Annotated in this window: 25 protein-coding genes; 5 read left to right on the top strand and 20 right to left on the bottom strand. The window is 71.0% G+C overall.

Annotation, left to right across the window (positions count from 1 at the left end; genetic code table 11):
• Nucleotides 1-22: 22 nt before the first annotated feature.
• From OHB13_RS28600 to OHB13_RS28575, 6 genes are all read right to left on the bottom strand, one after another.
• On the bottom strand, nt 23-721 hold the full coding sequence (locus OHB13_RS28600) for a response regulator (protein ID WP_266852185.1): 699 nt from the start codon (nt 719-721) through the stop codon (nt 23-25).
• Nucleotides 718-3,276: an ATP-binding protein gene (locus tag OHB13_RS28595; protein WP_328378954.1), complete on the bottom strand. Its 2,559-nt coding sequence runs from the start codon at nt 3,274-3,276 to the stop codon at nt 718-720. The genes OHB13_RS28600 and OHB13_RS28595 overlap by 4 nt, the downstream gene beginning before the upstream one ends.
• Nucleotides 3,277-3,490: 214 nt before the next feature.
• Complete coding sequence (locus tag OHB13_RS28590; RefSeq protein ID WP_328378953.1) at nt 3,491-4,633, bottom strand: XdhC/CoxI family protein; 1,143 nt, start codon at nt 4,631-4,633, stop codon at nt 3,491-3,493.
• On the bottom strand, nt 4,626-6,767 hold the full coding sequence (locus OHB13_RS28585) for a xanthine dehydrogenase family protein molybdopterin-binding subunit (RefSeq protein WP_328378952.1): 2,142 nt from the start codon (nt 6,765-6,767) through the stop codon (nt 4,626-4,628). The genes OHB13_RS28590 and OHB13_RS28585 overlap by 8 nt, the downstream gene beginning before the upstream one ends.
• Nucleotides 6,764-7,756, bottom strand: coding sequence for an FAD binding domain-containing protein (locus tag OHB13_RS28580; protein ID WP_328378951.1), 993 nt, complete (start codon nt 7,754-7,756; stop codon nt 6,764-6,766). Before OHB13_RS28580 ends, OHB13_RS28585 begins: the two co-directional genes overlap by 4 nt.
• On the bottom strand, nt 7,753-8,370 hold the full coding sequence (locus OHB13_RS28575; RefSeq protein WP_328378950.1) for a 2Fe-2S iron-sulfur cluster-binding protein: 618 nt from the start codon (nt 8,368-8,370) through the stop codon (nt 7,753-7,755). Before OHB13_RS28575 ends, OHB13_RS28580 begins: the two co-directional genes overlap by 4 nt.
• 297 nt (nt 8,371-8,667) lie before the next feature.
• On the opposite strand from OHB13_RS28575, the gene OHB13_RS28570 reads away from it, so the two are divergent.
• Nucleotides 8,668-9,246 carry a TetR/AcrR family transcriptional regulator gene (locus tag OHB13_RS28570; RefSeq protein ID WP_266852197.1) on the top strand — a complete coding sequence of 193 codons (579 nt, stop codon included), beginning with the start codon at nt 8,668-8,670 and terminating at the stop codon, nt 9,244-9,246.
• A 185-nt stretch (nt 9,247-9,431) separates the two neighbouring features.
• Here the strand turns inward: OHB13_RS28570 and OHB13_RS28565 are convergent, their stop codons facing one another.
• The 8 genes from OHB13_RS28565 to OHB13_RS28530 form a co-directional block, all read right to left on the bottom strand.
• Nucleotides 9,432-10,097, bottom strand: a complete 666-nt coding sequence (locus OHB13_RS28565; protein ID WP_328378949.1) for a potassium-transporting ATPase subunit C — start codon at nt 10,095-10,097, stop codon at nt 9,432-9,434.
• A 5-nt stretch (nt 10,098-10,102) separates the two neighbouring features.
• Nucleotides 10,103-12,199 (bottom strand): potassium-transporting ATPase subunit KdpB, encoded by a 2,097-nt coding sequence (gene kdpB / locus OHB13_RS28560; protein WP_328378948.1) that lies wholly within the window; start codon nt 12,197-12,199, stop codon nt 10,103-10,105.
• Nucleotides 12,196-13,872 (bottom strand): potassium-transporting ATPase subunit KdpA, encoded by a 1,677-nt coding sequence (gene kdpA / locus OHB13_RS28555; RefSeq protein WP_266852202.1) that lies wholly within the window; start codon nt 13,870-13,872, stop codon nt 12,196-12,198. The genes kdpB and kdpA overlap by 4 nt, the downstream gene beginning before the upstream one ends.
• Nucleotides 13,873-13,878: 6 nt before the next feature.
• Nucleotides 13,879-13,977 (bottom strand): K(+)-transporting ATPase subunit F, encoded by a 99-nt coding sequence (gene kdpF / locus OHB13_RS28550; RefSeq protein ID WP_266852204.1) that lies wholly within the window; start codon nt 13,975-13,977, stop codon nt 13,879-13,881.
• The gene (locus OHB13_RS28545; protein WP_266852205.1) at nt 13,974-14,108 is read right to left on the bottom strand and encodes a hypothetical protein; all 135 of its coding nucleotides are present in this window, start codon (nt 14,106-14,108) and stop codon (nt 13,974-13,976) included. The genes kdpF and OHB13_RS28545 overlap by 4 nt, the downstream gene beginning before the upstream one ends.
• A 207-nt stretch (nt 14,109-14,315) precedes the next feature.
• The gene (locus OHB13_RS28540; RefSeq protein WP_328378947.1) at nt 14,316-15,089 is read right to left on the bottom strand and encodes a DUF3710 domain-containing protein; all 774 of its coding nucleotides are present in this window, start codon (nt 15,087-15,089) and stop codon (nt 14,316-14,318) included.
• 1 nt (nt 15,090) lies between these two features.
• Nucleotides 15,091-15,606 (bottom strand): dUTP diphosphatase, encoded by a 516-nt coding sequence (gene dut, locus OHB13_RS28535; protein ID WP_266852209.1) that lies wholly within the window; start codon nt 15,604-15,606, stop codon nt 15,091-15,093.
• Entirely contained in the window at nt 15,603-16,187 is a 585-nt protein-coding gene (locus tag OHB13_RS28530) for a PaaI family thioesterase (protein ID WP_266852211.1), read from the bottom strand. The genes dut and OHB13_RS28530 overlap by 4 nt, the downstream gene beginning before the upstream one ends.
• A 58-nt stretch (nt 16,188-16,245) precedes the next feature.
• On the opposite strand from OHB13_RS28530, the gene OHB13_RS28525 reads away from it, so the two are divergent.
• Nucleotides 16,246-16,698 (top strand): DUF3093 domain-containing protein, encoded by a 453-nt coding sequence (locus tag OHB13_RS28525; protein WP_266852212.1) that lies wholly within the window; start codon nt 16,246-16,248, stop codon nt 16,696-16,698.
• A gap of 16 nt (nt 16,699-16,714) precedes the next feature.
• On the opposite strand, the gene OHB13_RS28520 is transcribed toward OHB13_RS28525, so the two are convergent.
• From OHB13_RS28520 to OHB13_RS28505, 4 genes are all read right to left on the bottom strand, one after another.
• Nucleotides 16,715-17,698 carry a hypothetical protein gene (locus OHB13_RS28520; protein ID WP_328378946.1) on the bottom strand — a complete coding sequence of 328 codons (984 nt, stop codon included), beginning with the start codon at nt 17,696-17,698 and terminating at the stop codon, nt 16,715-16,717.
• A gap of 11 nt (nt 17,699-17,709) precedes the next feature.
• A complete protein-coding gene (locus tag OHB13_RS28515) occupies nt 17,710-18,006 on the bottom strand; it encodes a DUF4193 domain-containing protein (protein ID WP_164260119.1) in 297 nt (98 codons plus the stop codon).
• A 395-nt stretch (nt 18,007-18,401) separates the two neighbouring features.
• Nucleotides 18,402-19,637, bottom strand: coding sequence for a sensor histidine kinase (locus tag OHB13_RS28510; protein WP_328378945.1), 1,236 nt, complete (start codon nt 19,635-19,637; stop codon nt 18,402-18,404).
• 7 nt (nt 19,638-19,644) lie between these two features.
• Nucleotides 19,645-20,298, bottom strand: a complete 654-nt coding sequence (locus OHB13_RS28505; RefSeq protein WP_266852218.1) for a response regulator transcription factor — start codon at nt 20,296-20,298, stop codon at nt 19,645-19,647.
• A gap of 299 nt (nt 20,299-20,597) precedes the next feature.
• Between OHB13_RS28505 and OHB13_RS28500 the strand changes: the two genes are divergently transcribed.
• Complete coding sequence (locus OHB13_RS28500) at nt 20,598-20,807, top strand: hypothetical protein (protein WP_266852220.1); 210 nt, start codon at nt 20,598-20,600, stop codon at nt 20,805-20,807.
• A gap of 98 nt (nt 20,808-20,905) precedes the next feature.
• Here OHB13_RS28500 and OHB13_RS28495 read toward each other — a convergent pair whose 3' ends face one another.
• Both OHB13_RS28495 and OHB13_RS28490 read right to left on the bottom strand, forming a co-directional pair.
• The gene (locus OHB13_RS28495) at nt 20,906-21,706 is read right to left on the bottom strand and encodes an inositol monophosphatase family protein (RefSeq protein WP_266852222.1); all 801 of its coding nucleotides are present in this window, start codon (nt 21,704-21,706) and stop codon (nt 20,906-20,908) included.
• A 55-nt stretch (nt 21,707-21,761) separates the two neighbouring features.
• Entirely contained in the window at nt 21,762-22,874 is a 1,113-nt protein-coding gene (locus OHB13_RS28490) for a ferrochelatase (protein WP_328378944.1), read from the bottom strand.
• A 139-nt stretch (nt 22,875-23,013) separates the two neighbouring features.
• Between OHB13_RS28490 and OHB13_RS28485 the strand changes: the two genes are divergently transcribed.
• Nucleotides 23,014-24,291, top strand: a complete 1,278-nt coding sequence (locus OHB13_RS28485; RefSeq protein WP_266852226.1) for an MFS transporter — start codon at nt 23,014-23,016, stop codon at nt 24,289-24,291.
• Nucleotides 24,218-25,570 (top strand): D-arabinono-1,4-lactone oxidase, encoded by a 1,353-nt coding sequence (locus OHB13_RS28480; RefSeq protein ID WP_328378943.1) that lies wholly within the window; start codon nt 24,218-24,220, stop codon nt 25,568-25,570. Before OHB13_RS28485 ends, OHB13_RS28480 begins: the two co-directional genes overlap by 74 nt.
• The last annotated feature ends 9 nt before the right edge of the window (nt 25,571-25,579 follow it).

The following is a 25,579-nucleotide window of genomic DNA, read 5'->3' as shown; positions in this document are numbered from 1 at the left end:
TCTCTCGGTGCTCGAAACCCTCTCAGTGCTCGAAGCGGTACCCCATGCCGGGCTCGGTGACGAAGTGCCTGGGGTGTGAGGGGTCGGCCTCCAGTTTGCGGCGCAGCTGGGCCATGTAGACACGCAGATAGTTGGTCTCCGTGCCGTACGAGGGGCCCCAGACCTCCTGGAGCAGCTGTTTCTGGCTGACCAGCCGGCCGGTGTTCCGTACGAGCACCTCCAGGAGGTGCCACTCGGTCGGCGTCAGGCGGACGTCGCGGCCCCCGCGCTGCACCTTCTTGGCCGCCAGGTCGACAGTGAACTCCGCGGTCTCCACCAGCGAGACGTCCTCGCCCCCCGCCCCGGAGTCCGGCCCGACGGGCTCGGCCCTGCGGACCGCGGCCCGCAGCCGGGCCAGCAGCTCGTCCATGCCGAAGGGCTTGGTGACGTAGTCGTCGGCGCCCGCGTCCAGCGCCTCGACCTTCTCGTCCGATGTGTGGCGGGCGGAGAGCACCAGGACGGGAACCCGGGTCCAGCCGCGCAGGCCCTTGATGACCTCCACACCGTCCATGTCGGGCAGCCCGAGGTCCAGGAGGACCACGTCGGGGTGGCGGGCGGCTGCCAGCCGGAGTGCGGTGGCCCCGTCCTGGGCGGCGTCCACCTCGTACTTGCGCGCCTTCAGGTTGATCACAAGGGCGCGCACAATCTGCGGATCGTCCTCGACCACGAGCACCCGGGTCATAGCTGGATCTGCCTTTCTGCCGATGGGGTGGCCGTGGTGGAGCCCGCGGCTGCCGGTCCCGTGGCCGCTCTCAGGGTGAGGACCATGGTCATGCCGCCGCCTGGGGTGTCCTCGGCGCCGAGCGTGCCGCCCATGGCCTCGGCGAAGCCGCGGGCGACCGCGAGTCCGAGGCCGACGCCCACGCCGCGCGGGGCGTCGCCGAGGCGCTGGAAGGGTTCGAAGATGCGTTCCTTGGCCTCGTCGGGGACGCCGGGCCCCCGGTCGGCGACGCGCAGTTCCACGCGGTCGCCCAGCGCGCTGGCGGCCACGGTGACGGGCACGTCTCCGGGGTTGTACTTGACGGCGTTCTCGACGATGTTCGCGACGGCCCGCTCCAGCAGGCCCGGGTCGACGGCCACCATGGGCAGCGTCTCCGGGATGTCCAGCTCGGCGCTGCCCTCGGGGACCCCGCCCAGCGCCATCGGGACGACCTCGTCGAGGTCGATCTCGCGGATCAGCGGGGTGACGGTGCCGGTCTGGAGCCGCGATACGTCCAGGAGGTTGCCCACGAGGTGGTCGAGGCGGTCCGCGCCGTCCTCGATGCCCGCGAGCAGTTCCGTCTCGTCCTCGTCCGACCAGGAGACGTCGTCGGAGCGCAGCGAGCTGACAGCCGCCTTGATGGCGGCGAGCGGAGTCCGCAGATCGTGGCTGACGGCCGCGAGGAGCGCCGTACGGATGCGGTTGCCCTCGGCCAGCCTGCGGGCCTCCTCGGCCTCGCCGACGAGGCGCCGGCGGTCCAGTACGACGGCGGCCTGGGCGGCGAAGGCGCCGAGCACCCTGCGGTCCTCGGCGGGCAGCACACGGCCGGTGAGCGCCATCGCCATATGGTCGCCGATCGGCATGTCCACGTCGGCGTCCTCGGGGCGTGCCAGTGGCCGGGGCCCGACGCTGCCCACACAGACCCATGGGTCGACGTCGCTCTTCCGTTCGAGGAGTGCCACGGAGTCCATGGCGAACGTCTCCTTCACCCGTTCGAGAAGCGCGTCCAGTGAGGTCTCGCCGCGCAGGACGCTGCCCGCCAGGAAGGAGAGGATCTCGGACTCGGCGCGCAGCCGGGCCGCCTGGTGGGTACGGCGGGCCGCCTGGTCCACCACGGACGCCACCGCCACGGCCACCGACACGAAGATCACGATGGCGACGATGTTCTTGGAGTTCGAGATCGTCAGCAGATGCAGCGGTGGCGCGAAGTAGTAGTTCAGCAGCAGCGAGCCGAAGGCCGCCGATGCGAGCGCCGGCAGCAGCCCGCCGAGCAGCGCGGCGGCCACCGTCAGCGACAGGAAGAGCAGCATGTCGTTGGCGAGGCCGAGTTCGGCGTCGATGTTGGTCAGCAGCACGGTGAGGAGGGCCGGTCCGACGACCCCGGCCAGCCAGCCCCAGATGATCCGTACGTGCCCCAGGCGCGCCCCGCGTGCGACCGGCAGCCCGCGCCCCTTGGCGACCTCCTCGTGGGTGACGATGTGGACGTCCAGATCGGGCCCGGAATCCCGGGCCACGGTCTGCCCGACGCCGGGGCCGAAGATGTACTGCCAGGTCTTGCGGCGGCTGGAACCGAGCACGATCTGGGTGGCGTTGACCCCGCGGGCGAATTCCAGCAGCGCGGAGGGGATGTCCTCCCCTATGACGTGGTGGAAAGTGCCGCCCAGGTCCTCCACCAGCGTCCGCTGGAACGCCAGCTCCTTGGGCGAGGCTGAGGTCAGGCCGTCGCTCCGGGCGATGTAGACGGCGAGGATCTCGCTGCCCGAGCCCTTCGCGGCCATCCTGGCCGCGCGGCGGATGAGCGTACGGCCCTCGGGGCCGCCGGTGAGTCCCACCACGATGCGCTCGCGGGCCTGCCAGGTGGAGCGGATGTTGTGCTCGCCGCGGTACTGCTGGAGGTACTCGTCCACCCGGTCGGCCACCCAGAGCAGCGCGAGCTCGCGCAGGGCGGTGAGGTTGCCGGGGCGGAAGTAGTTGGAGAGGGCAGCGTCGACCTTGTCGGGCTTGTAGATGTTGCCGTGGGCCATCCGGCGGCGCAGCGAATGGGGCGACATGTCGACCAGTTCGAGCTGGTCGGCCCGGCGGACCACTTCGTCGGGGACGGTCTCGCGCTGGGCGACGCCCGTGATCGACTCGACGACGTCGCCGAGCGACTCCAGATGCTGGATGTTGACGGCCGAGACGACGTCGATGCCCGCCTTGAGCAGCTCCTCCACGTCCTGCCAGCGCTTGGCGTTGCGCGAGCCCGGGACATTGGTGTGGGCCAGCTCGTCGACCAGGGCGACGGCGGGCGCGCGTTCCAGGACCGCGTCCACGTCCATTTCGGTGAAGACGCCGCCGCGGTAGCCGATCTCACGGCGCTGGATCTGCTCCAGGCCGTGCATCATCACCTCCGTGCGCGGCCGGTCGTGGTGCTCGACGAAGGCGACGACGCAGTCGGTTCCCCGCTCCACCCTGCGGTGGGCCTCGGACAGCATCGCGTACGTCTTCCCGACGCCCGGTGCCGCGCCGAGGAATATTCGAAGCTTGCCTCGTGCCATGGCCCCATTGTCTTTCAGAGAACGGGTGAGTACTCTCCGTCGACCTTACGGCCAGGGATTCCGGCATAACGGACGGGGGGCCGCTTCTGCGGGTGTCTTGACGCGATCCTGATGACTGCGGCGGGCCCTGGTCGGGCAGGGCCCGCCGGGTCGGATGTCCTGGACTGCCACCCCCGGTGGACGGCATCGGCCGAGCAGCCGCCACCGGTATCCGTCAGGCAGCCGCCACGCCCCCGCGCTCTCCCCCCTCGGCGTGAATCGGGCTCTCCGAGCCCGTCAGCGGGATGCCCGTCCCTCCCCGCCGGGCCGCCACGATCTCAGCCGCTATCGACAGGGCGGTCTCCTCGGGGGTGCGGGCGCCGAGGTCGAGGCCGATCGGCGACCTCAGCCGGGCCAGCTCCCCCTCGGTCAGACCGACGTCACGCAGCCGCCGGTCGCGGTCCAGATGGGTCCGGCGCGACCCCATGGCGCCGACGAACGCGACCGGCATCCGGAGCGCCTCCTTCAGCAGGGGGATGTCGAACTTGGCGTCGTGGGTGAGCACGCACAGGACCGTGCGCCCGTCGGTCCGGGCACGCCGCAGATAGCGGTGCGGCCAGTCGACCACGATGTCGTCGGCCTCGGGGAAGCGGTCCCTCGTGGCGAAGACGGGCCGGGCGTCGCACAACGTCACGTGGTAGCCGAGGAACTTGCCGGCGCGCACGAGCGCCGCGGCGAAGTCGACCGCGCCGAAGACGATCATGCGGGGCGGCGGCACGTTCGCTTCGACGAGCAGCGTGAGACCGCCGGGGCAGTGCGATCCGTCCTCCGAGAGGCCGACCGTGCCGGTGCGCCCGGCGTCCAGCATGGCCCGGGCCTCGGCGGCCGCCGTCCGGTCCAGTTCCGCGCCGCCGCCGATGCTCCCTTCGTGCGGACCGTCGGGGCGTACGGCCAGGGCCCTGCCGAGGAGTCCGGCCGGGCCCCGGACGACCCGGGCGACCGCCACCGGCTCCCCTTGGGCGGCGCCGGCCAGCACCGCCCGGAACACCGACCGCCAGGGCGCGTCTGCGGCGACCGGCGTGACCATGATGTCCAGGGTCCCGCCGCAGGTGAGCCCCGCCGCGAAGGCGTCCTCGTCGCTGTAGCCGAACCGTTGGACGACCGTCTCCCCGTCCGCCAGCGCCTGTCGGCACAGCTCGTACACCTCGGCCTCCACACAGCCTCCGGAGACCGAGCCGATGACCTTCCCCCCGACGTCGACGGCCAGGGCGGCGCCGGGGCCGCGCGGGGCGCTGCCACCGACGGCGACGACGGTGGCGACGGCGAAGTCCCGGCCCTCCTCGGCCCAGCGGTGCAGCTCGTCGGCGATGTCAAGCACGCGGGTCCCCCGTACCGGCCAGGATGACGCGGTCGGGCCTGATGGGCAGGGCCCGGTGGCGTACGCCCGTCGCGTGCCAGACCGCGTTGGCGATGGCCGCCGCGGCGCCCACGATGCCGATCTCGCCGATGCCCTTGATGCCGACCGGGTCGTCCGGGTCGTCGGTGGCCGGGTCCTCGATCCAGTCCGCCTCGATACCGGGCACATCGGCGTGCGTGGCGACGTGGTACCCCGCGAGGTCGGCGCCGTAGTGACCGCCGGAGGCGCGGTCCCGGACGGCCTCCTCGTGCAGGGCCATGGAGATGCCCCAGGTCATTCCGCCGAGGAACTGGTTGCGGGCGGTGAGCGGGTTGACGATCCGGCCCGCCGCGAAGATGCCGAGCATGCGCCGTACGCGTACCTCGCCGGTGGCGACGTCCACGGCGACCTCGGCGAACTGCGCCCCGAAGGAGTGCCGTTCCTTCTTTTCGAGTGCGCCGATGGCCTCGGTGGTGTCCGACCGCACCGTGATGCCCTCCGGCGGGATGTCGGCGCCCGGGACGAGCCGCTCGCGCAGTTCGCCGGCCGCGGCCGTGATCGCCCATGCCCAGGACCTGGTGCCCATCGATCCGCCGGCGATCATCGCCGGTCCGAAGTCGCTGTCGCCGATCCGTACCCGGACCCGGTCCGGGGCTGCCTCCAGCGCGTCGGCCGCCACCAGGGTGAGCGCGGTCCGCGCACCCGTTCCGATGTCCGCGGCGGAGATCCGTACCGTGAAGGTCCCGTCCGCCTCCGCCGTCACAGCGGCCGTGGACGGTGCGGCCCCCGCCGGGAACGAAGCCGCCGCCGTGCCGGTGCCGAGCAGCCAGCGCCCTTCGGTACGCAGGCCGGGACGGGGGTCCCGGTCCGCCCAGCCGAACCTGCGCGCGCCTTCCCGGAAGCAGCCGTTCAGGTTCCGGCCGCTGAAGGGCAGGCCGGAGACGGGGCCCCGCTCGGGTTCGTTGCGGGCGCGCAGCTCGATCGGGTCGATTCCGCACTTCTCGGCGAGTTCGTCGAGCGCCGACTCCAGCGCGAACGACCCCGGTGCCTCGCCCGGTGCGCGCATGAAGGTCGGCGTCGGTACGTCGAGGCGCACCACCCGGTTGGCCGTGTGGTGGGCGTCGGCGTCGTACATGACGCGTGGCACCCCGGCGCTCGGCTCGATGAACTCGTGCACGGATGAGGTGAGGCTCAGGGAGCGGTGTTCCAGCGCGCGCAACCGCCCGTCGGGGCCGGCGCCGAGCCTGAGCCGCTGCGCGGTGGGGCTGCGGTAGCCGGCCAGCGAGAACATCTGGCGGCGGGTCAGTACGACGCGCACCGGGCGCTGGAGGACGGTCGCCGCCATCACTGCGGCGACCTGGTGAGCGCGCGCGCCCTTGCTCCCGAAGCCGCCGCCGACGTGTTCGGACCGCACGCGGACCGAGGCGGGGTCGAGCGAGAACAGATTCGCGAGCTCACCCGCGACCCAGGTGGTGCCCTGGTTGGAGTCGACGACTTCGAGCCGGCCGCCCTCCCAGAGGGCCGTGGCCGCATGTGGCTCCATCATGCTGTGGTGCTCTTCGGGGGTGGTGTACTCCTCGTCCACGACGACGGCGGACGCGGCGAGCTCGGCCTCCAGGTCCCCCTTCGCGGTCACGGCCGGCATATGGCCGTCCACGGGATACGCGTCCGGACGGTCGGCGGTGAACCCGACGTCGTGCGGTTCCACGTCGTACTCCACGACCAGCGCCTCGGCGGCCTCCCTGGCCTGCTCGGACGTCTCGGCGACGACCAGCGCCACCGGCCACCCCATGAACGGCACCCGGTCCTGCTGGAAGAGCGCACAGGTCGGGTCGGGCGGGCCCCCCAGGAGGCCGACGTAGTCGGAGTCGACGCGCGGCGCGTTGCCATGGTGGAGGACGGCGAGAACCCCGGGCATCGCGAGGACATCGGCGGTCTCCATCGAGCGGATCCGGCCACGGGCGACGGTGGACAGCACCAGCCAGCCGTGGGCCAGTTCGGCGAAGGGGATCTCGCCCGCGTAGCGGGCGGCCCCGGTGACCTTGTCGCGGCCCTCCACCCGGATGTGCGCGGTCCCGACCGCGCTCTTCAGCCTGGTGGTCGTGGTGGTGGTCATCGGGCGGCCTCCTCGGCGAGTTCGGTCAGCACCGCCACGACGAGATTGCGCATCAGCGCCACCTTGTACCCGTTGTGCGGCAGCGGTTCGGCGTCCGCCAGTTCGGCGTCCGCGGCGGCGGCGAACGTCTCGCCGTCGGCGGGCGCCCCGGTCAGCACCGCTTCGGCCGCCCGGGCCCGCCACGGGCGGGACGCGACCGCCCCGAAGGCCAGGCGTACGTCGTGGACCACTCCGTCCCGGACGTCGAGCGCGACGGCGATCGAGCCGATCGCGAAGGCGTACGAGGCGCGCTCGCGCACCTTCCGGTAGCGGGAGAAGGCCGCGACCGGGGCGGGCGGCAGGGTGATGCCGGTGATCAGCGCCCCCGGCGGCAGAGCGGTCTCCAGGTGTGGGGTGTCACCCACGGGCACGTAGAAGTCCGTGAGGGGCAACTCGCCGGGTCCGTCAGCCGTTTCGTACGACACGACGGCGTCGAAGGCGGTCAGTGCCACGCCCATGTCCGAGGGATGGACCGCCGCACAGTGGCCGGACGCGCCCAGGATGGCGTGATTGTGGTGCTCGCCCTCGATGGCGGGGCAACCGCTGCCGGGGACACGCTTGTTGCACGGTTTGGTCACGTCCGTGAAGTAGCCGCAGCGGGTGCGCTGGAGCAGGTTCCCGCCGACGGTGGCCATGTTGCGCAGTTGCCCGGAGGCACCGGCCAGCACGGCCTGTGTCAACGCCGGGTAGTTCCTGCGGACTTCGGGGTGTGCGGCGAGGTCGCTGTTGGTGACGGTCGCGCCGATCCGCAGACCGCCGCCGTCGGCCGCCTCGATACGGTCCAGGGGCAGTTCGCGTACGTCGACGAGGCGGGTGGGGCGCTCGACGCCGGCCTTCATCAGGTCGACGAGGTTGGTGCCACCGCCGAGATACCGGGCGCCGGAATCGGCGTCGAGCAGCGCGAGGGCGCCGGAGACGTCGAACGCGCGCTCATATCCGAACTCCTTCATGCCGCCGCTCCCCCTGCCGCCGAGGCCGCTGCGGCCCCTGTGGTCTCTGTGGTCTCTGTGGTCGATCCATGGGCCGCCGCCGCGCGGGCGACCGCCTGCACGATCGACACATAGGCGCCGCAGCGGCACAGGTTGCCGCTCATCCGCTCCCGTATCTCCTCGGCGGTCAGCGGGGGCGACCCCGCCTCGGGCCGCACATCACCGGTGACGGCGCTCGGCCAGCCCGCCGCGTGTTCCTCGATCACCGCCACCGCCGAACAGATCTGTCCCGGCGTGCAGTAGCCGCACTGATATCCGTCCAGGTCGAGGAACGCCTGCTGGACCGGGTGCAGTTGACCGCCTTCTTCGGCGACGCCCTCGATGGTGGTGATCTCGCGCCCCTCGGCCGCCACGGCGAGTTGCAGACAGGCCACGGCACGGCGCCCGTCGAGCAGGACGGTGCAGGCACCGCACTGCCCCTGGTCGCAGCCCTTCTTGGTGCCGGTCAGATCGAGCCGCTCGCGCAGTGCGTCGAGCAGGGTGGTGCGGTGGTCGACGGGCAGCGTGTGTTTCTCGCCGTTGACCTTCAAGGTGATGGCGCTGGACGCCGACGGGGTGGCTGGGACAGGGTCCATGATCAGTCTTCTTTCGCGTACGCCGGAGTCCGTCGGGAGGGCGGGCCGGCAGGCGGTCGAACGAGGAGACGTAAGGGGAACCCCCGGCCTGCGACCGTGCGCGGCGAGGCGGGCTCGGGAGAACCGCAGGCAGGGGAGGTACAAGGCGGGCACCGGCGGCCGCCGGCCGGTCGTATCGCCGCCGGCCGAATCGCCGCTATGGTGAAGGTAAGCGGACAGCTGTCCATTTGCAGGGAGCGTAATGGACACCTGTCCGGTTAGCAAGGGCCAAGATCGGCCACGCCGCCGGGAGGACGAGTGGAACAGAAGAGGGAGGCGGCTCTGCGGTCGGACGCCCAGCGCAACCGCGAGCGCATCCTCGAAGTGGCCGTGGTCGAGCTGACACGGTGCCCGAACGCCTCGCTGAGCGCGATCGCCAAGAAGGCGGGCGTCGGGCAGGGCACGTTCTACCGCAACTTCCCCAACCGCGGGGCACTCGTCCTGGAGATCTACCGCTACGAGATGCAGCAGGTCGCCGACACGGCAGCCCAGTTGCTCGGAACGCGGGAACCGGACCAGGCGCTGCGCGAGTGGATGGACCACCTGACCAGGTTCGCCATGACCAAGGCCGGCCTGGCGGACGCCATCCGGCTGGCCACCGGCGGGCCCGGGGCGCCGCCGAAACCGGGGCACACCCCGCTGACCTCCGCGGCCGGGCTCCTGCTGAGCGCCGGCGAAGAGGCCGGCACCATCCGCCCAGGGGTGACCGCCGACGACTTCCTGCTCGCCATCGCCGGCCTCTGGCAGATCGACCCGCACTCGGACTGGCAGCCGCGCGCCACCCGGCTGATGGACCTCGTGATGGACGGACTGCGGGCGGGCGCACCGGGGCGGTGACCGCCGGCCGCCGTCCCGGCGGGCGCCACGGTCAGGACGTACGGAAGCCCGGGAACCGTGAGCGACCGGTTCCCGGGCAGTCCGTACCGCAGGGGCGGTTGGCCCCCTGATCAGCCGCAGGCGGGCCCTCTTCAGCGGCACAGGGGGATCAGCCTCGGACCGGCTGCTCGGGTGCCACGTCGGGTTCAGCCTCCGGTCAGCTGCTTCAGCGCCACGTTGAGTTCCAGGACGTTGACCCGGGGCTCCCCCACGAAGCCGAGCGTGCGGCCGGTGGTGTGGTCGGCGACCAGCCGGTCGACCCGCGCCACCGTGAGGTGGTTGCGCGCGGCGATCCGGTGCACCTGGAGCTTCGCGTACTGCGGGGAGATGTCCGGGTCGAGACCGGAGCCGGACGAGGTGACGGCGTCGGCCGGCACGTCGGACGGCCGCACCCGGTACCCGGCGGTCGAATTGTCCTTGATGACGGCGGACTTGGCGTCCTTGACCCACTTGATCAGTTCGGCGTTGTCCCCGGACCGGTTGGTCGCGCCGGACACCAGCAGCTTGTACTGGGTGTTGACGCTGTTGGTGCCCAGGCCGTTGGACGGACGCGGCTGGAACCACCTGAGGTCGGGCGCGGGGGTCTGCTGTCCCTTCTTCAGCGGCAGGGTGTAGCGCTGCCCGATGAGGGAGGAACCGACCACCTTGCCCCCGGACTTGATCTCCGAGCCGTTGGCCTGATGACCCATGACCGCCTGGGCGACGCCGGTGACGGCGAGCGGGTAGATCACACCGCAGACGACGGTGAGGACGAGAAGGGCGCGCAGACCGGCCCAGAGCAGGCGGCCCGTTCCGCTCACGGAGTTGTTCATGATGGTCACCCGATACCAGGTATGAGGGAGATGAGCAGATCGATGATCTTGATGCCGATGAACGGTGCGATCAGGCCGCCGAGCCCGTAGAGCCCGAGGTTGCGGCGGAGCATCCGGTCGGCGCCGGTCGGCCTGTACCGCACGCCCTTCAGCGCCAGCGGCACCAGCGCGACGATGACCAGCGCGTTGAAGACGACGGCCGACAGGATGGCGGTCTCGGGCGACGAGAGACGCATGATGTTCAGCTTGTCGAGGCTCGGGTACGCCACCGCGAACATCGCGGGGATGATCGCGAAGTACTTGGCGACGTCGTTGGCGATTGAGAACGTCGTCAGCGCGCCCCGGGTGATGAGCAGTTGCTTGCCGATCTCGACGATCTCGATCAGCTTGGTCGGGTTGGAGTCCAGGTCCACCATGTTCCCGGCCTCCTTGGCGGCCGAGGTCCCGGTGTTCATGGCCACCCCGACGTCCGCCTGGGCCAGCGCCGGGGCGTCGTTGGTCCCGTCACCGGTCATCGCGACCAGCTTGCCGCCGGACTGCTCGCGCTTGATCAGTGCCATCTTGTCCTCGGGGGTGGCCTCGGCGAGGAAGTCGTCGACACCCGCCTCCTGGGCGATGGCCCTGGCCGTCAGCGGGTTGTCGCCCGTGATCATGACGGTCTTGATGCCCATCCGGCGCAGCTCGTCGAACCGCTCCCGCATCCCTTCCTTGACGACGTCCTTGAGGTGGATGACACCCAGCACCCGGGCGCCCTCCCCGTCCTCGACGGCGACGAGCAGCGGGGTGCCGCCCGCCTCCGAGATCGCATCGGTGAGCGTCTGCGCGTCCTCGGAGACCTGGCCGCCGTTCTCCCTGACCCAGGCCACCACGGAACCGCTCGCGCCCTTGCGGATGCGGCGGCCGCCCGCGTCCACGCCCGACATCCGGGTCTGGGCGGTGAAGGAGATCCAGTCGGCCCCGGTCAGCTCACCGCGGCTGCGCTCGCGCAGCCCGTACTTCTCCTTGGCGAGTACGACGACCGAGCGGCCCTCCGGCGTCTCGTCGGCCAGCGACGAGAGCTGCGCCGCGTCGGCGAGCACAGCCTCGGTGACGCCCCTGACGGGGACGAACGCGGCGGCCTGCCGGTTGCCGAGGGTGATGGTGCCGGTCTTGTCGAGCAGCAGGGTCGACACGTCGCCCGCGGCCTCGACCGCGCGTCCGGACATGGCCAGCACATTGCGCTGGACGAGCCGGTCCATGCCCGCGATACCGATCGCGGAGAGCAGCGCTCCGATGGTGGTGGGGATCAGACAGACCAGCAGTGCGGTGAGCACGATCATCGACTGCTTCGCACCGGCGTACGTCGCGAACGGCTGGAGGGTCACGACCGCCAGCAGGAAGACGATGGTGAGTGAGGCGAGCAGGATGTTCAGCGCGATCTCGTTGGGCGTCTTCTGCCGGGCGGCGCCCTCCACCAGCTTGATCATCCGGTCGATGAAGGTCTCGCCGGGCTTCGTCATGATCTTGACGACGATCCGGTCGGACAGCACCTTCGTACCGCCGGTGACGGCCGAGCGGTCACCGCCCGACTCCCTGATGACGGGGGCCGATTCACCGGTGATCGCGGACTCGTCGACCGAGGCCACCCCTTCGACGACATCGCCGTCCCCGGGGATGATGTCACCGGCCTCGCAGACCACCAGGTCGCCGATGCGCAGCTCGGTGCCGGGCACCTGCTCCTCGACGGCGCCGTCCAGCCGCCGGGCGACGGTGTCGCTCTTGGCCTTGCGGAGCGTGTCGGCCTGGGCCTTGCCACGGCCCTCGGCGACCGCCTCCGCCAGATTGGCGAAGACCGTGGTCAGCCAGAGCCAGCCGGTGATGGCCCAGCCGAACCAGTCGCCGGGGTCCTTCAGGGCGAACCCCGTGGTGACGACGGAGCCGACCTCGACCACGAACATCACGGGCGACTTGACCATGATCCGCGGGTCGAGCTTGCGCAGCGCGTCGGGGAAGGACCTGAGCAGCTGCCGGGGGTCGAAAAGACCGCCGCCGACGCGCCCTTCGGGCTTGGGGCCCTGCGACGGGTCCTGGTGGGGGACGCGGGCCGGGGTGAGGGTACTCATGACGCCAGCCCTTCAGCGAGCGGGCCCAGCGCGAGCGCCGGGAAGTAGGTCAGACCAGCGATGATCAGGATCGTGCCGACGAGGAGCCCGGCGAAGAGCGGCTTGTCGGTACGGAGGGTCCCGGAGGTCTCGGGTATCTGGCGCTGCTCGGCGAGCGAGCCCGCGAGCGCCAGGACGAACACCATGGGTACGAAGCGGCCGAGCAGCATGGCGAGTCCGATGGTGGTGTTGAACCACTGGGTGTCGGCGCCCAGCCCGGCGAAGGCCGAGCCGTTGTTGTTGGCGCCGGACGTGTAGGCGTAGAGGATCTCCGAGAAGCCGTGCGCCCCGGAGTTGGTCATCGAGTGGCCGGGGGTCGGGAGAGCCATCGCGGCCGCGGTGAAGCAGAGGACGAGCGCCGGGGTGACGAGGATGTAGCAGGCCGCGAGCTTGATCTCGCGGACGCCGATCTTCTTGCCCAGGTACTCGGGCGTGCGGCCGACCATCAGGCCTGCGATGAACACCGCGATGACCGCCATGATCAGCATGCCGTAGAGGCCGGAGCCGACGCCGCCCGGCGCGATCTCGCCGAGCTGCATACCGAGCATCGTGATGCCGCCGCCGAAGCCGGTGAAGGACGAGTGGAAGGAGTTGACCGCGCCGGTCGAGGTGAGCGTGGTCGCCACCGAGAAGATCGACGAGCCGCCGATACCGAAGCGGGTCTCCTTGCCCTCCATGGCGCCGCCCGCGATGTCGAAGGCGGGGCCGCCGTGGTGGAACTCGGTCCACATCATCAGGGCGGTGAAGGCGAGCCAGATGGTCACCATCGTCGCCAGGATCGCGTAACCCTGCTTGAGGGAGCCCACCATGCGGCCGAAGGTGCGTGTCATCGCGAAGGGGATGACGAGGATCAGGAAGACCTCAAGGAGGTTGGAGAGGCCGTTGGGATTCTCGAAGGGGTGGGCGGAGTTGGCGTTGAAGTAACCGCCGCCGTTGGTGCCCAGCTCCTTGATGGCCTCCTGGGAGGCGACGGCGCCGCCGTTCCACTGCTGCGACCCGCCGCCGAACTGCCCGACCTCGTGGATCCCCGCGAAGTTCTGGATGGCGCCGCACGCCACCAGGACCAGCGCGCCGACGACGGCGACGGGGATCAGGATGCGGACGGTGCCGCGGACCAGGTCGGCCCAGAAGTTGCCCAGTTCACCGCCGGACGTGGTGGTACGGGAGCGGGCGAAGCCCCGTACGAGGGCGATCGCGACGGCCATGCCGACGGCGGCCGAGACGAAGTTCTGGACCGCGAGGCCGCCGGTCTGCACGACGTGGCCCATGGCCTGCTCGCCCGAGTAGGACTGCCAGTTGGTGTTGGCGACGAAGGAGGCTGCGGTGTTGAACGCCTGGTCCGGGTCGATCGACCGGAAGCCCAGCGAGCCGGGCAGACCACCCTGCACCCGCTGGAGCAGATAGAGGAAGAGGATGCTCACCAGGGAGAAGGCGAGGACCCCGCGGAGGTACGCCGGCCAGCGCATCGCGGAGTCGGGGTTGGCGCCGATGGCCTTGTAGATCCACTTCTCGACCCGCAGATGCCGGTCGGAGGAGTAGACGCGGGCCATGAAATCGCCGAGCGGTCGGTAGACCAGACCAAGCGCCACGATGAGCGCGAGCATCTGGAGCACACCGGCGAGGACGGGGCTCATCAGGACTCAGAACCTCTCCGGGTGGACGAGGGCGAGGACGAGATAGCCCAGCAGGGAGACGGCCACCACGAGGCCGATCACCGCTTCAACGGCAGAACCGGTCACAGCTTCGACACCCCCTTGGCGATGAGCGCCACCAGCGCGAAGACCGCGACCATGGTGACGACGAAGGCCACATCGGCCATCGTGAGCTCCTGAAGAGTTCGAGAATTCGGAAGAACGGACTCCCTGAGCAAACCCCCTCGAACGGCACGTCAGCCGTTCGTTGACGCCACCCATACGGCGATCGCCCCGCCCTTGACGCGATCCCTACGCGGCGGCCTGTGATCCGGTCCCACGCGGCTGTGACCAGCAGAAAGGCCGGTGGCCCGCACCCCCGTCGGGGAGTGCGGGCCACCGGCCCTGCTGTGCTGTGCTGTGCTGTGGTTCAGGCTGTACGGCGGTCAGCGCACCTCGGTGATCTCCGGGCCGCGCTGGAGCTGGCCCATGCCACCGGAGAAGCGCGAGCCCTCCTGGTCCTCCTGCTGGACACCGTCGGGCATCATCTGCGCGTCGTCCGGCAGCTTGAGGACGATCGGGTCCCGGGGGGCCATCGGCCCCTCGCCCCGGACGACCACGGTGTCCCGGAAGATCTGCTCCAGCACCCCGGCCGCCTCGGGCTGGACAGCGCCCTGCCCCGAGATGACACCGCGCAGGAACCAGCGCGGCCCGTCGACGCCGACGAAGCGCACCAGCTGCACGCCGTTCGTACCGTCCGGGAGCTGGACGGGCACCTGGGCCCGCAGCTCCCAGCCGAGGGGCCCCTCGACCTCGTCGATGATGCCGCCCTGCTGGGTGATGCCCGAGGCGATCTCCTCGCGCACCTCACCCCAGATGCCTTCCTTCTTCGGTGCCGCGAAGCCCTGGAGCTGGACCGCGCTGTCGCGCAGGACGACCGTCGCCGCGACGATCGCGTCACCCGCGACCTCGACCCGCAGCTCCATGCCCTCGACTCCGGGGACGAACAGACCGCCGAGGTCCACCCGCCCCTCGGCCGCCTCACGGACCTCGGAGATGTCCCAGGGGCCGTCGGGCCGCGGGGCGGGGGGCAGGCCGGACCTGTGTGCCCCGCTCACCTCTGCCGACTCATCGCTCCCGGCGCCGGCGCCGTCGTCGAACTGCCCGGCCTCGCCCGTCGGGTCCTCGTCGGAACCGCTGTTCTTGCGACGTCCGAACACGTCACTGTCCTTCCCGGTCGGATACGACCGATGCGTATCGATTCCCACCCTGTGGCCCGCCCACAGCGGCATGTCCGCCGGTGGACCCGAAGCCCCCTCCGGCCCGTGCCGAGCCGGGAAGCTCCGCCACCTCGTGGAAGCGCACCTTCTCGACCTGCTGCACTACCAGCTGGGCGATCCGGTCGAAGCGCTCGAACCGCACCGTCTCGCGCGGATCGAGATTGACCACGATCACCTTGATCTCTCCACGGTACCCGGCATCGACCGTCCCCGGGGCATTCACCAGGGCAACCCCGCAGCGGGCCGCGAGCCCGGAGCGCGGGTGCACGAAGGCGGCGTACCCGTCGGGCAGCGCCACCGAGATCCCGGTGGGCAGCACGGTCCGCTCCCCCGGCGCCAGCTCGGCGGCCTCGGTGGTCACCAGATCGGCGCCCGCGTCGCCCGGGTGCCCGTAAGCGGGGAGCGGCACCTCGGGGTCGACACGGCGGATCAGTACGTCTACGGGGGTACGGCTCATGGGTTCACCTCGAAGGCGCGGACGCGCTTGATCTGGTCGGGGTCGTCCATCGCGGCCCGGATCTCCTCCGGCCGGCCGTTCTCGGTGAAGTGCTCGACCTTGACCTCGATGAACAGGCCTTCGGCGCGGACCGCGACAGGCCCGTCCGGGCCGCCGATCCGGCCGGTCGCCGTGGAGTAGATCTTCCGGCCGCTCACCGCGGTGACCCGGGCGTCGAGGTGGAGCACGGTGCCCACCGGGACGGGCCGTACGAAGTCGGTCTCCAGCCGGCCGGTCACCGCGATGACCCGCAGCAGCCAGTTCAGCGATCCGAGCGTCTCGTCGAGCGCGGAGGTCAGGACACCGCCGTGCGCGAGGCCCGGCGCGCCCTGGTGAGCGGACTGCACGGTGAATTCGGCGGTGACGGTCACGCCTTCACCGGCCCGCGCCTGGAGGTGCAGCCCGTGCGGCTGTCCCTCGCCGCAGCCGAAACAGTGCGCGTAGTGCGCTCCGAGGAGCTCTCCGGGGGCCGGGGCATCGTGGTGGCGCACGGGCGCTATGGCGTCGGCCGGGGGCGTCAGCGCTGAAGATGTTCGTGTCACAGCCGCAGACATTACCCGCGCGGCAACGCGGGGACGGCACCATGCCAAGCTTGGCTTTATGCAGCCTTACGAAGAACGTCTCACCGCGCCCCGTTCCTGGTGGCTGATCGCCCTGCTCGTCGGGATCGCGGGCGCGCTGATCACCCTGCCGCTCGGCACGCTGCCGATGCTCGGCGGCCTGGTCGGCGGGGCGGCGGTGGCGGGCATCATCGTGAGTTCGTACGGCTCGGTCCGCATCCGGGTCGTCGCGGGTTCGCTCGTCGCGGGCGACGCGAAGATCCCGCTGTCGGCGCTGGGCGAGGCCACGGTGCTGGACGCCGAGGAGACGGTCGCCTGGCGCTCGTACAAGGCCGATCCGCGCGCCTTCATGCTGATGCGCAGCTATGTGCGGACGGCAGTGCGGGTGGAGATCACGGACCCGTCCGACCCGACGCCGTACGCCTATCTCTCGACCCGCGACCCCGAGGCGCTCAAGACGGCGCTGACCGCGGTGGCCGCCGACCGGGGCTGACGGCCGCGGGGGACGCTCAGAGCCCCTCGGCCTGTCCGCCGGGGAGCTCCTTCGGCCGGCTCAGCGGTGGCAGCTCGGGAAGGGCGTCCCAGGGGACCTGGCGCTTGCGCATGTCCTTGCGCACCTTGTCGGCGAGTTTCCTGGTGTCCCGGCGGTTCATCACGGCGCCGACGGTGGCGCCCACCATGAACGGCATCAGGTTCGGCAGGTCGCGGACCGTGCGTTTCATGATCTGCTGGCGCATTTCGCGCTTCATCTGACCGCCGAGCGCCGTGAACGTGGCCGGCTTGGTGATGTCGAAGCCGCGCTCGCCCGACCACGCGTGCAGATAGGCGGTGGAGCGGTCCTTGAGGCCGCCCGGCGGGCGCATCCCGTAGACCTCGTGCAGTTCGGCGATGAGCTTCAGCTCGATCGCCGCGACCCCGGTGATCTCCGCGGCGATCTCGGCCGGCATGGCGAGCGGTACGGGGAGCATCGCGGCCGCTCCGATGCCCGCGCCGACAGTGGACGTCGCGTTGGCCGCGCCCGCGACGAGCCGGTCGGCGATCTCCTCCGGTCCGAGACCGGGAAAGTGCTTGCGCAGCGTCGTGAGATCGCGGACCGGGATCCGTGGTGCGATGTCGATGATGCGGTCGGTGATGTACGCGAACCCCGCCTTCGCGCCTTCGCCGCCCTTCTGGATGCCCTGCTGTATCCCGTGCTGTATGCCGTGTCTGAGAGCACCCAGCCGACGGGCCCCGGTCATGGGTCCGTCCTGCACGCCCCGCGCCACCGCAGCGAAGGGCGCCGCTTCGTCGAGCGAGGCCGGGAGGCCCCGCTCGTCGTCACGTGCGCTGCTGACGAGCGCGCTCGCCCCGTGGTCGTCCTCCTCCGGGGGCCGGAGGGCGAGGGGCTCGGCGGGTGCTTCCGCACCTTCTGCCGGGCCCGTGCCGCCCTGCTGGTCCTCGGGGGAACCCTTCCGCCGGAAGCGCCGCTTCCGGGACGGTGTCGCGCCTGCCACGGCCGACTACCTCAGTCGCAGTCGCGGCAGATGGGCTGGCCGTTCTTCTCGCGCGCCAGCTGACTGCGGTGGTGCACGAGGAAGCAGCTCATGCAGGTGAACTCGTCGGCCTGCCGGGGCAGCACCCGGACCGACAGCTCTTCGTTGGACAGGTCGGCGCCGGGCAGCTCAAGACCCTCGGCCTGCTCGAACTCGTCTACGTCGACAGCAGCTGTCGACTTGTCGTTCCGACGTGCCTTGAGCTCTTCCAGACTGTCCTGGTCGCTGTCGTCGTCGGTCTTGCGTGGAGTGTCGTAATCCGTAGCCATGTCGCGCTCTCCCCCTCTGGGTATTTGCGGTGTCTCCAGCGCACGTAACGCGTGAGAGGCCGGACTTGTGCCCGACCCGAGGCGGAGATTTTGCCTCACATCAAGGTCTGTTACTCAATCGACACCCAACCGGATCCCCGGGGAGAGATCGATTTGGATGGCGATCGGGACCGTACACGGTCCCGGGGTAGTGCTTTGCGGGCACCACCCCGTGTACTTCCCGTGATCGCACCCCCTGGAAACCCAGGGTTTTCCCGGGTTTTCGGGGATTTGGGGATCACGGAGAGTAGGTAGACGGAAAATCGGCCCTGTGACCGATCGCACATCTGTCTTACGGGAACGCGTCCCGAAAATTCCGCGCAAAGCGAACATCCGGCCTACCCCCGCCGACCGGCTCAGACAGGCAACGTGACACGCATCACGAGGCCACCGCCCTCGCGGGGCTCCGCGATGATACGGCCTCCGTGGGCGCGGGCGACCGAGCGCGCGATGGACAGACCCAGCCCGACGCCCTTGTCGCTGCCGGTCCGCTCGGTGCGCAGGCGCCTGAACGGCTCGAAGAGGTTGTCGATCTCGTAAGCGGGAACCACGGGACCCGTGTTCGAAACCACCAGCAGCGCCTGGCCCGGCTGCAGTTCGGTGGTGACCTCCACCCAGCCGTCCTCCGCGACGTTGTAGCGCACGGCGTTCTGGACGAGGTTGAGGGCGATGCGCTCCAGCAGGATGCCGTTGCCCTGGACGACCGCGGCCGACTGCTCCCCGCGGATCTCCACCCCCTTCGTCGCGGCCTCCGCGAGGGTCTGGTCGATGGCGCGGGTGGCCACCTCGGCCAGGTCGACCGGCTTCCGCTCGACGATCTGGTTGTCGCTGCGGGCCAGCAGCAGCAGCCCCTCGACCAACTGCTCGCTGCGCTCATTGGTGGCCAGCAGCGTCTTGCCTAGCTGGGTGAGCTCGACGGGCGCACCCGGGTCGGAGAGGTGCACCTCCAGGAGCGTGCGGTTGATGGCCAGCGGTGTGCGGAGTTCGTGCGACGCGTTGGCGACGAACCGCTGCTGCGCGGTGAAGGCCCGCTCCAGCCGGTCGAGCATCTCGTCGAAGGTGTCGGCGAGCTCCTTGAGCTCGTCGTCCGGGCCGTCCAGCTCGATCCGGCGGGTCAGGTCCGTACCGGCCACGCGGCGGGCCGTACGGGTCATCCTGCCGAGCGGGGACAGCACCCGGCCCGCCACCGCGTAGCCGAAGGCGAAGGCGATGATGCTGAGGCCGACGAGGGCGTACAGCGACCTGGCCAGCAGGTGGTCCAGCGCCTGCTGGCGCTGGTGGTTGACGCAGGAGTTCATCGCCTGGTTGAACTGGTCCGCGGAACCACCGTTGGTGGGCAGGTTGCACACTCCGCTGGTGACCTGACCCGAGACGATCTTGAAAGGCAGCTCGCCGCCGACGTTGAGCGCCTGCGCCGCCAGCATGTAGATGATCGTCAACAGCAGGATCCCGGCGATCAGGAACATCCCGCCGTACAGCAGCGTCAGGCGTATCCGGATGGTCGGCCGCAGCAGCGGGGAGAGGGACTCCGAGCTCTTCGGGTCCCAGGTCGGTTTGGGCGGCGCCGCGGGCGCCGCCGGGGTGTTGGCCACGGGGCGCTCAGATCCGGTAGCCCGAGCCCGGGACGGTCACGATGACCGGGGGCTCACCGAGCTTGCGGCGCAGCGTCATGACGGTCACCCGTACGACGTTGGTGAAGGGATCGGTGTTCTCGTCCCAGGCCTTCTCCAGGAGCTGCTCGGCCGAGACGACCGCGCCCTCGCTGCGCATCAGTACTTCGAGCACGGCGAACTCCTTGGGGGCCAGCTGGATCTCGCGGCCCTCCCGGAAGACCTCGCGGCGGTTGGGGTCCAGCTTGATGCCGGCCCGCTCCAGGACGGGCGGCAGGGCGACCGTCGTACGGCGCCCGAGGGCCCGGACCCGCGCGGTCAGCTCGGTGAACGCGAAGGGCTTGGGCAGATAGTCGTCCGCGCCGATCTCCAGGCCCTCCACGCGGTCGCTGACGTCGCCCGAAGCCGTGAGCATCAGCACCCGGGTGGGCATGCCGAGTTCGACGATCTTGCGGCAGACGTCGTCGCCGTGGACCACCGGCAGGTCCCGGTCGAGGACCACGACGTCGTAGTCGTTGACCCCGATCCGCTCCAGGGCCGCGGCGCCGTCGTACACGACGTCGACGGCCATGGCCTCCCGGCGAAGTCCGGTGGCCACCGCATCGGCGAGCAGCTGCTCGTCCTCGACGACGAGTACGCGCACGGCGCTTGTCCTTCCGTTACAGCCCGTGTCCGGGCAGGTCTTGCATGGGGTGTGTACTTCCATCCTGCCCCGTACGGCCATAAACCGGCTGTAAGGCAGCGGACGCCGGGGAATTCAGGGATTCCCGGTGCGGTTGAGGTTTCTCTGAGGCAGAGCAAGGGGAGGACGACTGCACACCCGCCGATCACGCCCTGTACGGGGCACGCCACACCCCGCTCCGCCACCACCGGGGACGCGTGATCAGTTGACAACCCTCGGCACACCCCCGTGCCACCGACCCACGACGAGGGGGCGCACCCATGGACGCATTCACCGCAGGTCTGCTGCAGCGTATAAAGGCCACCCAGACCGACCTGACGCGTGCCCGCGAGTCCGGCGACGACTTTCTGGCGGAGGTCGAGCAGGGCGAGCTGGACGATCTTCACCGCCTCGCGGCCGAACACGGTGTGGCGGTCGAGCCCGCCCTGACCGCCGAGTCCGGCGTGGACATCCACACCGCGGCCGCCTGACCAGCACAGCGCATCCGGACCAGCCCGACATCCGGACCAGCACAGCGCATCCACGAGGCCCCCGGCACCTGGGACGGTGCCGGGGGCCTCGTCCGCGCTCAGTCGTGCCAGGCGCCGTACTGCTCCAGCAGCGCCTGGAGCGGTTCGAAGACACCGGGCGGCGCGGCGACCGTCAGATCGTCCGTCGGGCGCTCCCCGGGCCGTCCCCCGGTCAGTGCGCCCGCCTCACGGGCGATCAGGTCACCGGCCGCCCGGTCCCAGGGATGCAGCCCGCGCTCGTAGTAGCCGTCGAGCCGGCCGGCGGCCACGTCACAGAGGTCGATCGCGGCCGAGCCGCCGCGCCGGATGTCCCGCAGCTGCGGGATCAGCCGCTGGGCCACGGCCGCCTGGTGGGTGCGCACGGTCGTGACGTAGTTGAAGCCGGTCGATACCAGCGCCTGGTCGAGCGGGGGCGCGGGCCTGCACCGCAGCCGCGCGCCGCCGAGGTGGGCGCCGCCGCCGAGCACCGCGTGGAACGTCTCACCGCGCATCGGGACCGCCACCACTCCCGCGACCGTCTCGCCGTCCTGTTCGGCCGCGATCGAGACGGACCAAGTGGGCAATCCGTAGAGGTAGTTGACGGTGCCGTCCAGCGGGTCGATGACCCAGCGGACACCGCTGCTGCCCTCGGCGCTCGCGCCCTCCTCGCCCAGGAACCCGTCGTCGGGACGCAGACCGGTGAGATAGCCGGTGATCAGCTTCTCGGCCGCGATGTCCATCTCGGTGACGACATCGATGGGGCTGGACTTGGTCGCCGCCACCTCCAGGTCGGCGGGGCGCCCGTCCCGCAGCAGCGCCCCTGCGCGCCGGGCGGCCTCCAGTGCCAGTTCGAGCAGTTCGGTGTGGAGCTGGTCGGTCACGGTTCTCCCTCGGATCGCGCGTACGGACACTGATGCACGTGTACGGCTGTCGGCTCTACGCGTACGGGCTGTCGGCGCCCGCGGCCGCCGGCCTGGCCGTGCGGGCCGGGCAGCAGCCGACCGGGCAGACGTCGTGCGAGGCGCCCAGCGCGCCGAGAGCGCAGCGCTCCACCGGGCGGCCCTGCTCGGCGGCCGCCCGCTCCAGCAGGAGGTCGCGTACCGCAGCGGCGAAGCGCGGGTCGGCGCCGACGGTCGCCGACCGCACGGCGGGCAGGCCCAGTTCGGCCGCCTTCGCGACCGCCTCGGTGTCCAGGTCGTACAGGACCTCCATGTGGTCCGACACGAAGCCGATGGGCACCATGACGACGGCGGGCACCCCCGCCCCGTGCAGCTCCGTGAGGTGGTCACAGATGTCCGGTTCCAGCCACGGGGTCTGCGGGGAGCCGCTGCGCGACTGGTAGACGAGCTGCCAGGAGTGGTCGGCGCCGGTCTCGGCGCGGACCCTCTCGACGATCACCCGTGCCACGTCCAGGTGCTCGGCGACGTACGCCCCGCCTTCGGGCCCCGAGCTGTCGGCCGCGGCGGTGGGGATGGAGTGCGTGGTGAACGCCAGGTGCGCGCCGGCCCGGACCGCGTCGTCCAGCTCCGCCAGGGACTTCAGGACGCCGTCGGCCATGGGCCCGACGAACCCCGGGTGGTTGAAGTAGTGCCGCAGCTTGTCGACGCGCGGCAGATCGAGCCCTTCCGCCTCCAGCGTGGCCAGCGCCCCCGCGAGGTCCTCGCGGTACTGGCGGCAGCCGGAGTACGAGGCGTACGCGCTGGTGGCCAGGACGGCGATACGGCGGTGCCCGTCGGCGGTCATCTCGCGCAGGGTGTCGGTCAGATACGGCGCCCAGTTGCGGTTGCCCCAGTACACCGGCAGGTCGAGACCGTGTCCGGCGAAGTCCTTGCGGAGCGCGTCGAGGAGGGCCCGGTTCTGGCCGTTGATGGGGCTGATCCCGTCGAACAGGAAGTAGTGCTGCCCCACCTCCTTGAGCCGTTCCTTCGGGATGCCGCGGCCGCGGGTCACGTTCTCCAGGAACGGGACCACGTCGTCCGGGCCCTCGGGACCGCCGAAGGAGAGCAGCAGGAGGGCGTCGTAGGGAGCTGGATCGCGCTGATCGGACATGCCCCAGATCCTGCCACCCGGGTCCGACAGGCTCCGGGACCCCCCACGGAACGCCTGGTCGTAGCTGCCCCCCGGTGCTCGGCGCCGATCACCGCCCGTAAGCTGCGCAAACCATCAGTACGCCTTACCGGAGCCCTTCTTGACCAGTCCTTACCGTGCGATCTTCGCCGCCCCCGGCACCAAGGGGTTCTCGGCGGCCGGACTCCTCGGCCGGATGCCGCTGTCCATGCTGGGCATCGGCGTGGTGACCATGATCTCGCAGCTCACCGGGCGGTACGGACTCGCCGGCGCGCTCTCGGCGACGCTCGCGCTGTCCGCGGCAGCCATCGGCCCGCAGATCTCCCGGCTCGTCGACCGGCACGGACAGCGGCGGGTGCTGCGCCGGGCGACCGTCGTCTCCGCCGTCGCCGTGGCCGGACTGCTGGTCTGTGCGCAGCAGCGGCTGCCGGACTGGACGCTCTTCGTCTGCGCGGCCGGCGGGGGCTGTGTCCCGAGCGTCGGCTCGATGGTCAGGGCCCGCTGGGCGGCGATGCACCGGGGCGATCCGCGCATGCTGCACGCGGCGTACTCCTGGGAGTCGATCGTCGACGAGGTGTGCTTCATCTTCGGTCCGATCCTCTCCATCGGGCTCTCCACCGCCTGGTTCCCCGAGGCAGGCCCGCTGATGGCGGGCGGCTTCCTCGTCGTGGGGGTGTGCTGGCTGACCGCGCAGCGCGCCACCGAACCGGCTCCGCACCCGCACGGCCACGGCCCCGGTGGCTCCGCGCTGGGCTCCCCCGGGCTGCGGCTGCTGGTGCTGACGTTCGTGGCGACGGGCGCGATCTTCGGATCGATCGACGTGGTGACGGTCGCGTTCGCCGACGAGCGCGGCCACAAGGCGCTGGCCAGTCTGGTCCTCGCGGTGTACGCGCTCGGATCGTGTCTGGCCGGGGCGGTCTTCGGGCTGCTGCATCTCCGGGGGGCCGCTTCCAGCAGGTGGCTGGTGGGGGTGTGCGCGATGGCGCTGAGTATGATCCCCCTCCAACTGGCCGGGAACCTGCCGTTTCTGGCCGGGGCGCTCTTTGTCGCGGGGCTCTTCGTCGCACCGACGATGGTGACCACGATGGCCCTCGTCGAGCAGCACGTACCGCGCAGCAGGCTGACCGAGGGCATGACCTGGACCAGTACCGGGCTCGCCGTCGGGGTGGCACTCGGCTCTTCGGCCGCCGGCTGGGCGGTCGACGCGGGCGGGGCACGCCAGGGTTATCTGGTGCCGCTCGTGGCGGGAGCGCTCGCGGCCGTGGTGGCGTTGCCCGGGTACCGCCGGCTCAATCTGCCGGTGCCACTAGACGGGAGCGGGGCGGATGACCGGTACAGCGAGAACACCGGCTGCGGCACGGACGGCGACGGCGGTACGGCCGGCGGGGACCTGGCGTAACTGGGCGGGGAATGTCACCGCCCGCCCGGCGCGGGAGGTGACCCCGGCGTCCGCCGCCGAGCTGGCCGAGGCCGTGAGGCGGGCGGCGGACGAGGGCCTGAAGGTGAAGGCCGTCGGCACCGGCCACTCCTTCACGGCTGCGGCGGCGACCGACGGGCTGCTGATACGCCCCGGTCTCCTCACCGGCATCCGGGAGATCGACCGCGCGGCGGGCACGGTGACCGTCGAGGCCGGAACACCGCTGAAGCGGCTCAACCAGGCGCTGGCGCGTGAGGGGCTCACCCTCACGAACATGGGCGACATCATGGATCAGACGGTGGCCGGCGCCACCAGCACCGGCACCCATGGCACCGGCCGCGAGTCCGCCTCGATCTCCGCGCAGATCCGGGCGCTCGAACTGGTGACGGCCGACGGCTCGGTGCTGACGTGCTCGGCGACGGAGCACCCCGACGTCTTCGCGGCCGCCCGGATCGGGCTCGGTGCGCTGGGCGTCGTCACGGCGATCACCTTCGCGGTGGAGCCGGTCTTCCTGCTGACGGCCCGCGAGGAGCCGATGGGCTTCGACCGGGTGACCGCCGACTTCGACCAGCTGGTCGCCGAGAACGAGCACTTCGAGTTCTACTGGTTCCCGCACACCGGCAACTGCAATACGAAGCGCAACAACCGCAGTGCGGGTCCGGCCGCCCCGCCCGGCCGGGTGTCCGGCTGGATCGAGGACGAGCTGCTCTCCAACGGTGTCTTCCAGGCGGCGTGTTCGCTGGGGAAGGCCGTCCCCGCGACGATTCCCGCGATCGCGAAGATCTCCAGCCGGGCGCTGTCGGCCCGCACCTACACGGACATCCCGTACAAGGTCTTCACAAGTCCGCGCCGGGTGCGCTTCGTGGAGATGGAGTACGCCCTGCCCCGGGAGGCCGCGGTCGACGCGCTGCGGGAGGTCAAGGCGATGGTGGAGCGCTCGCCGCTGCGGGTGAGCTTCCCCGTGGAGGTCCGCACGGCGCCCGCGGACGACATCGCGCTCTCCACGGCCTCGGGCCGGGACAGCGCGTACATCGCTGCGCATGTGTACCGGGGCACCCCGCACCGGGCGTACTTCACCGCGGTGGAGCGGATCATGACCGCGCACGGCGGCCGGCCGCACTGGGGCAAGCTGCACACCCGCGACGCGGCGTATCTGGCGGAGGTCTACCCGCGCTTCGGCGAGTTCACGGCCGTACGCGACCGGCTCGACCCGCAGCGGCTGTTCGGCAACGACTACCTGCGCCGGGTCCTGGGCGAGTGACCTCCGCCG

Source organism: Streptomyces sp. NBC_00440 (assembly GCF_036014215.1).
Lineage (GTDB): Bacteria > Actinomycetota > Actinomycetes > Streptomycetales > Streptomycetaceae > Streptomyces.
The sequence above is the reverse complement of the archived record's forward strand: the minus strand, read 5'-3'. Positions and strand labels throughout refer to the sequence as shown.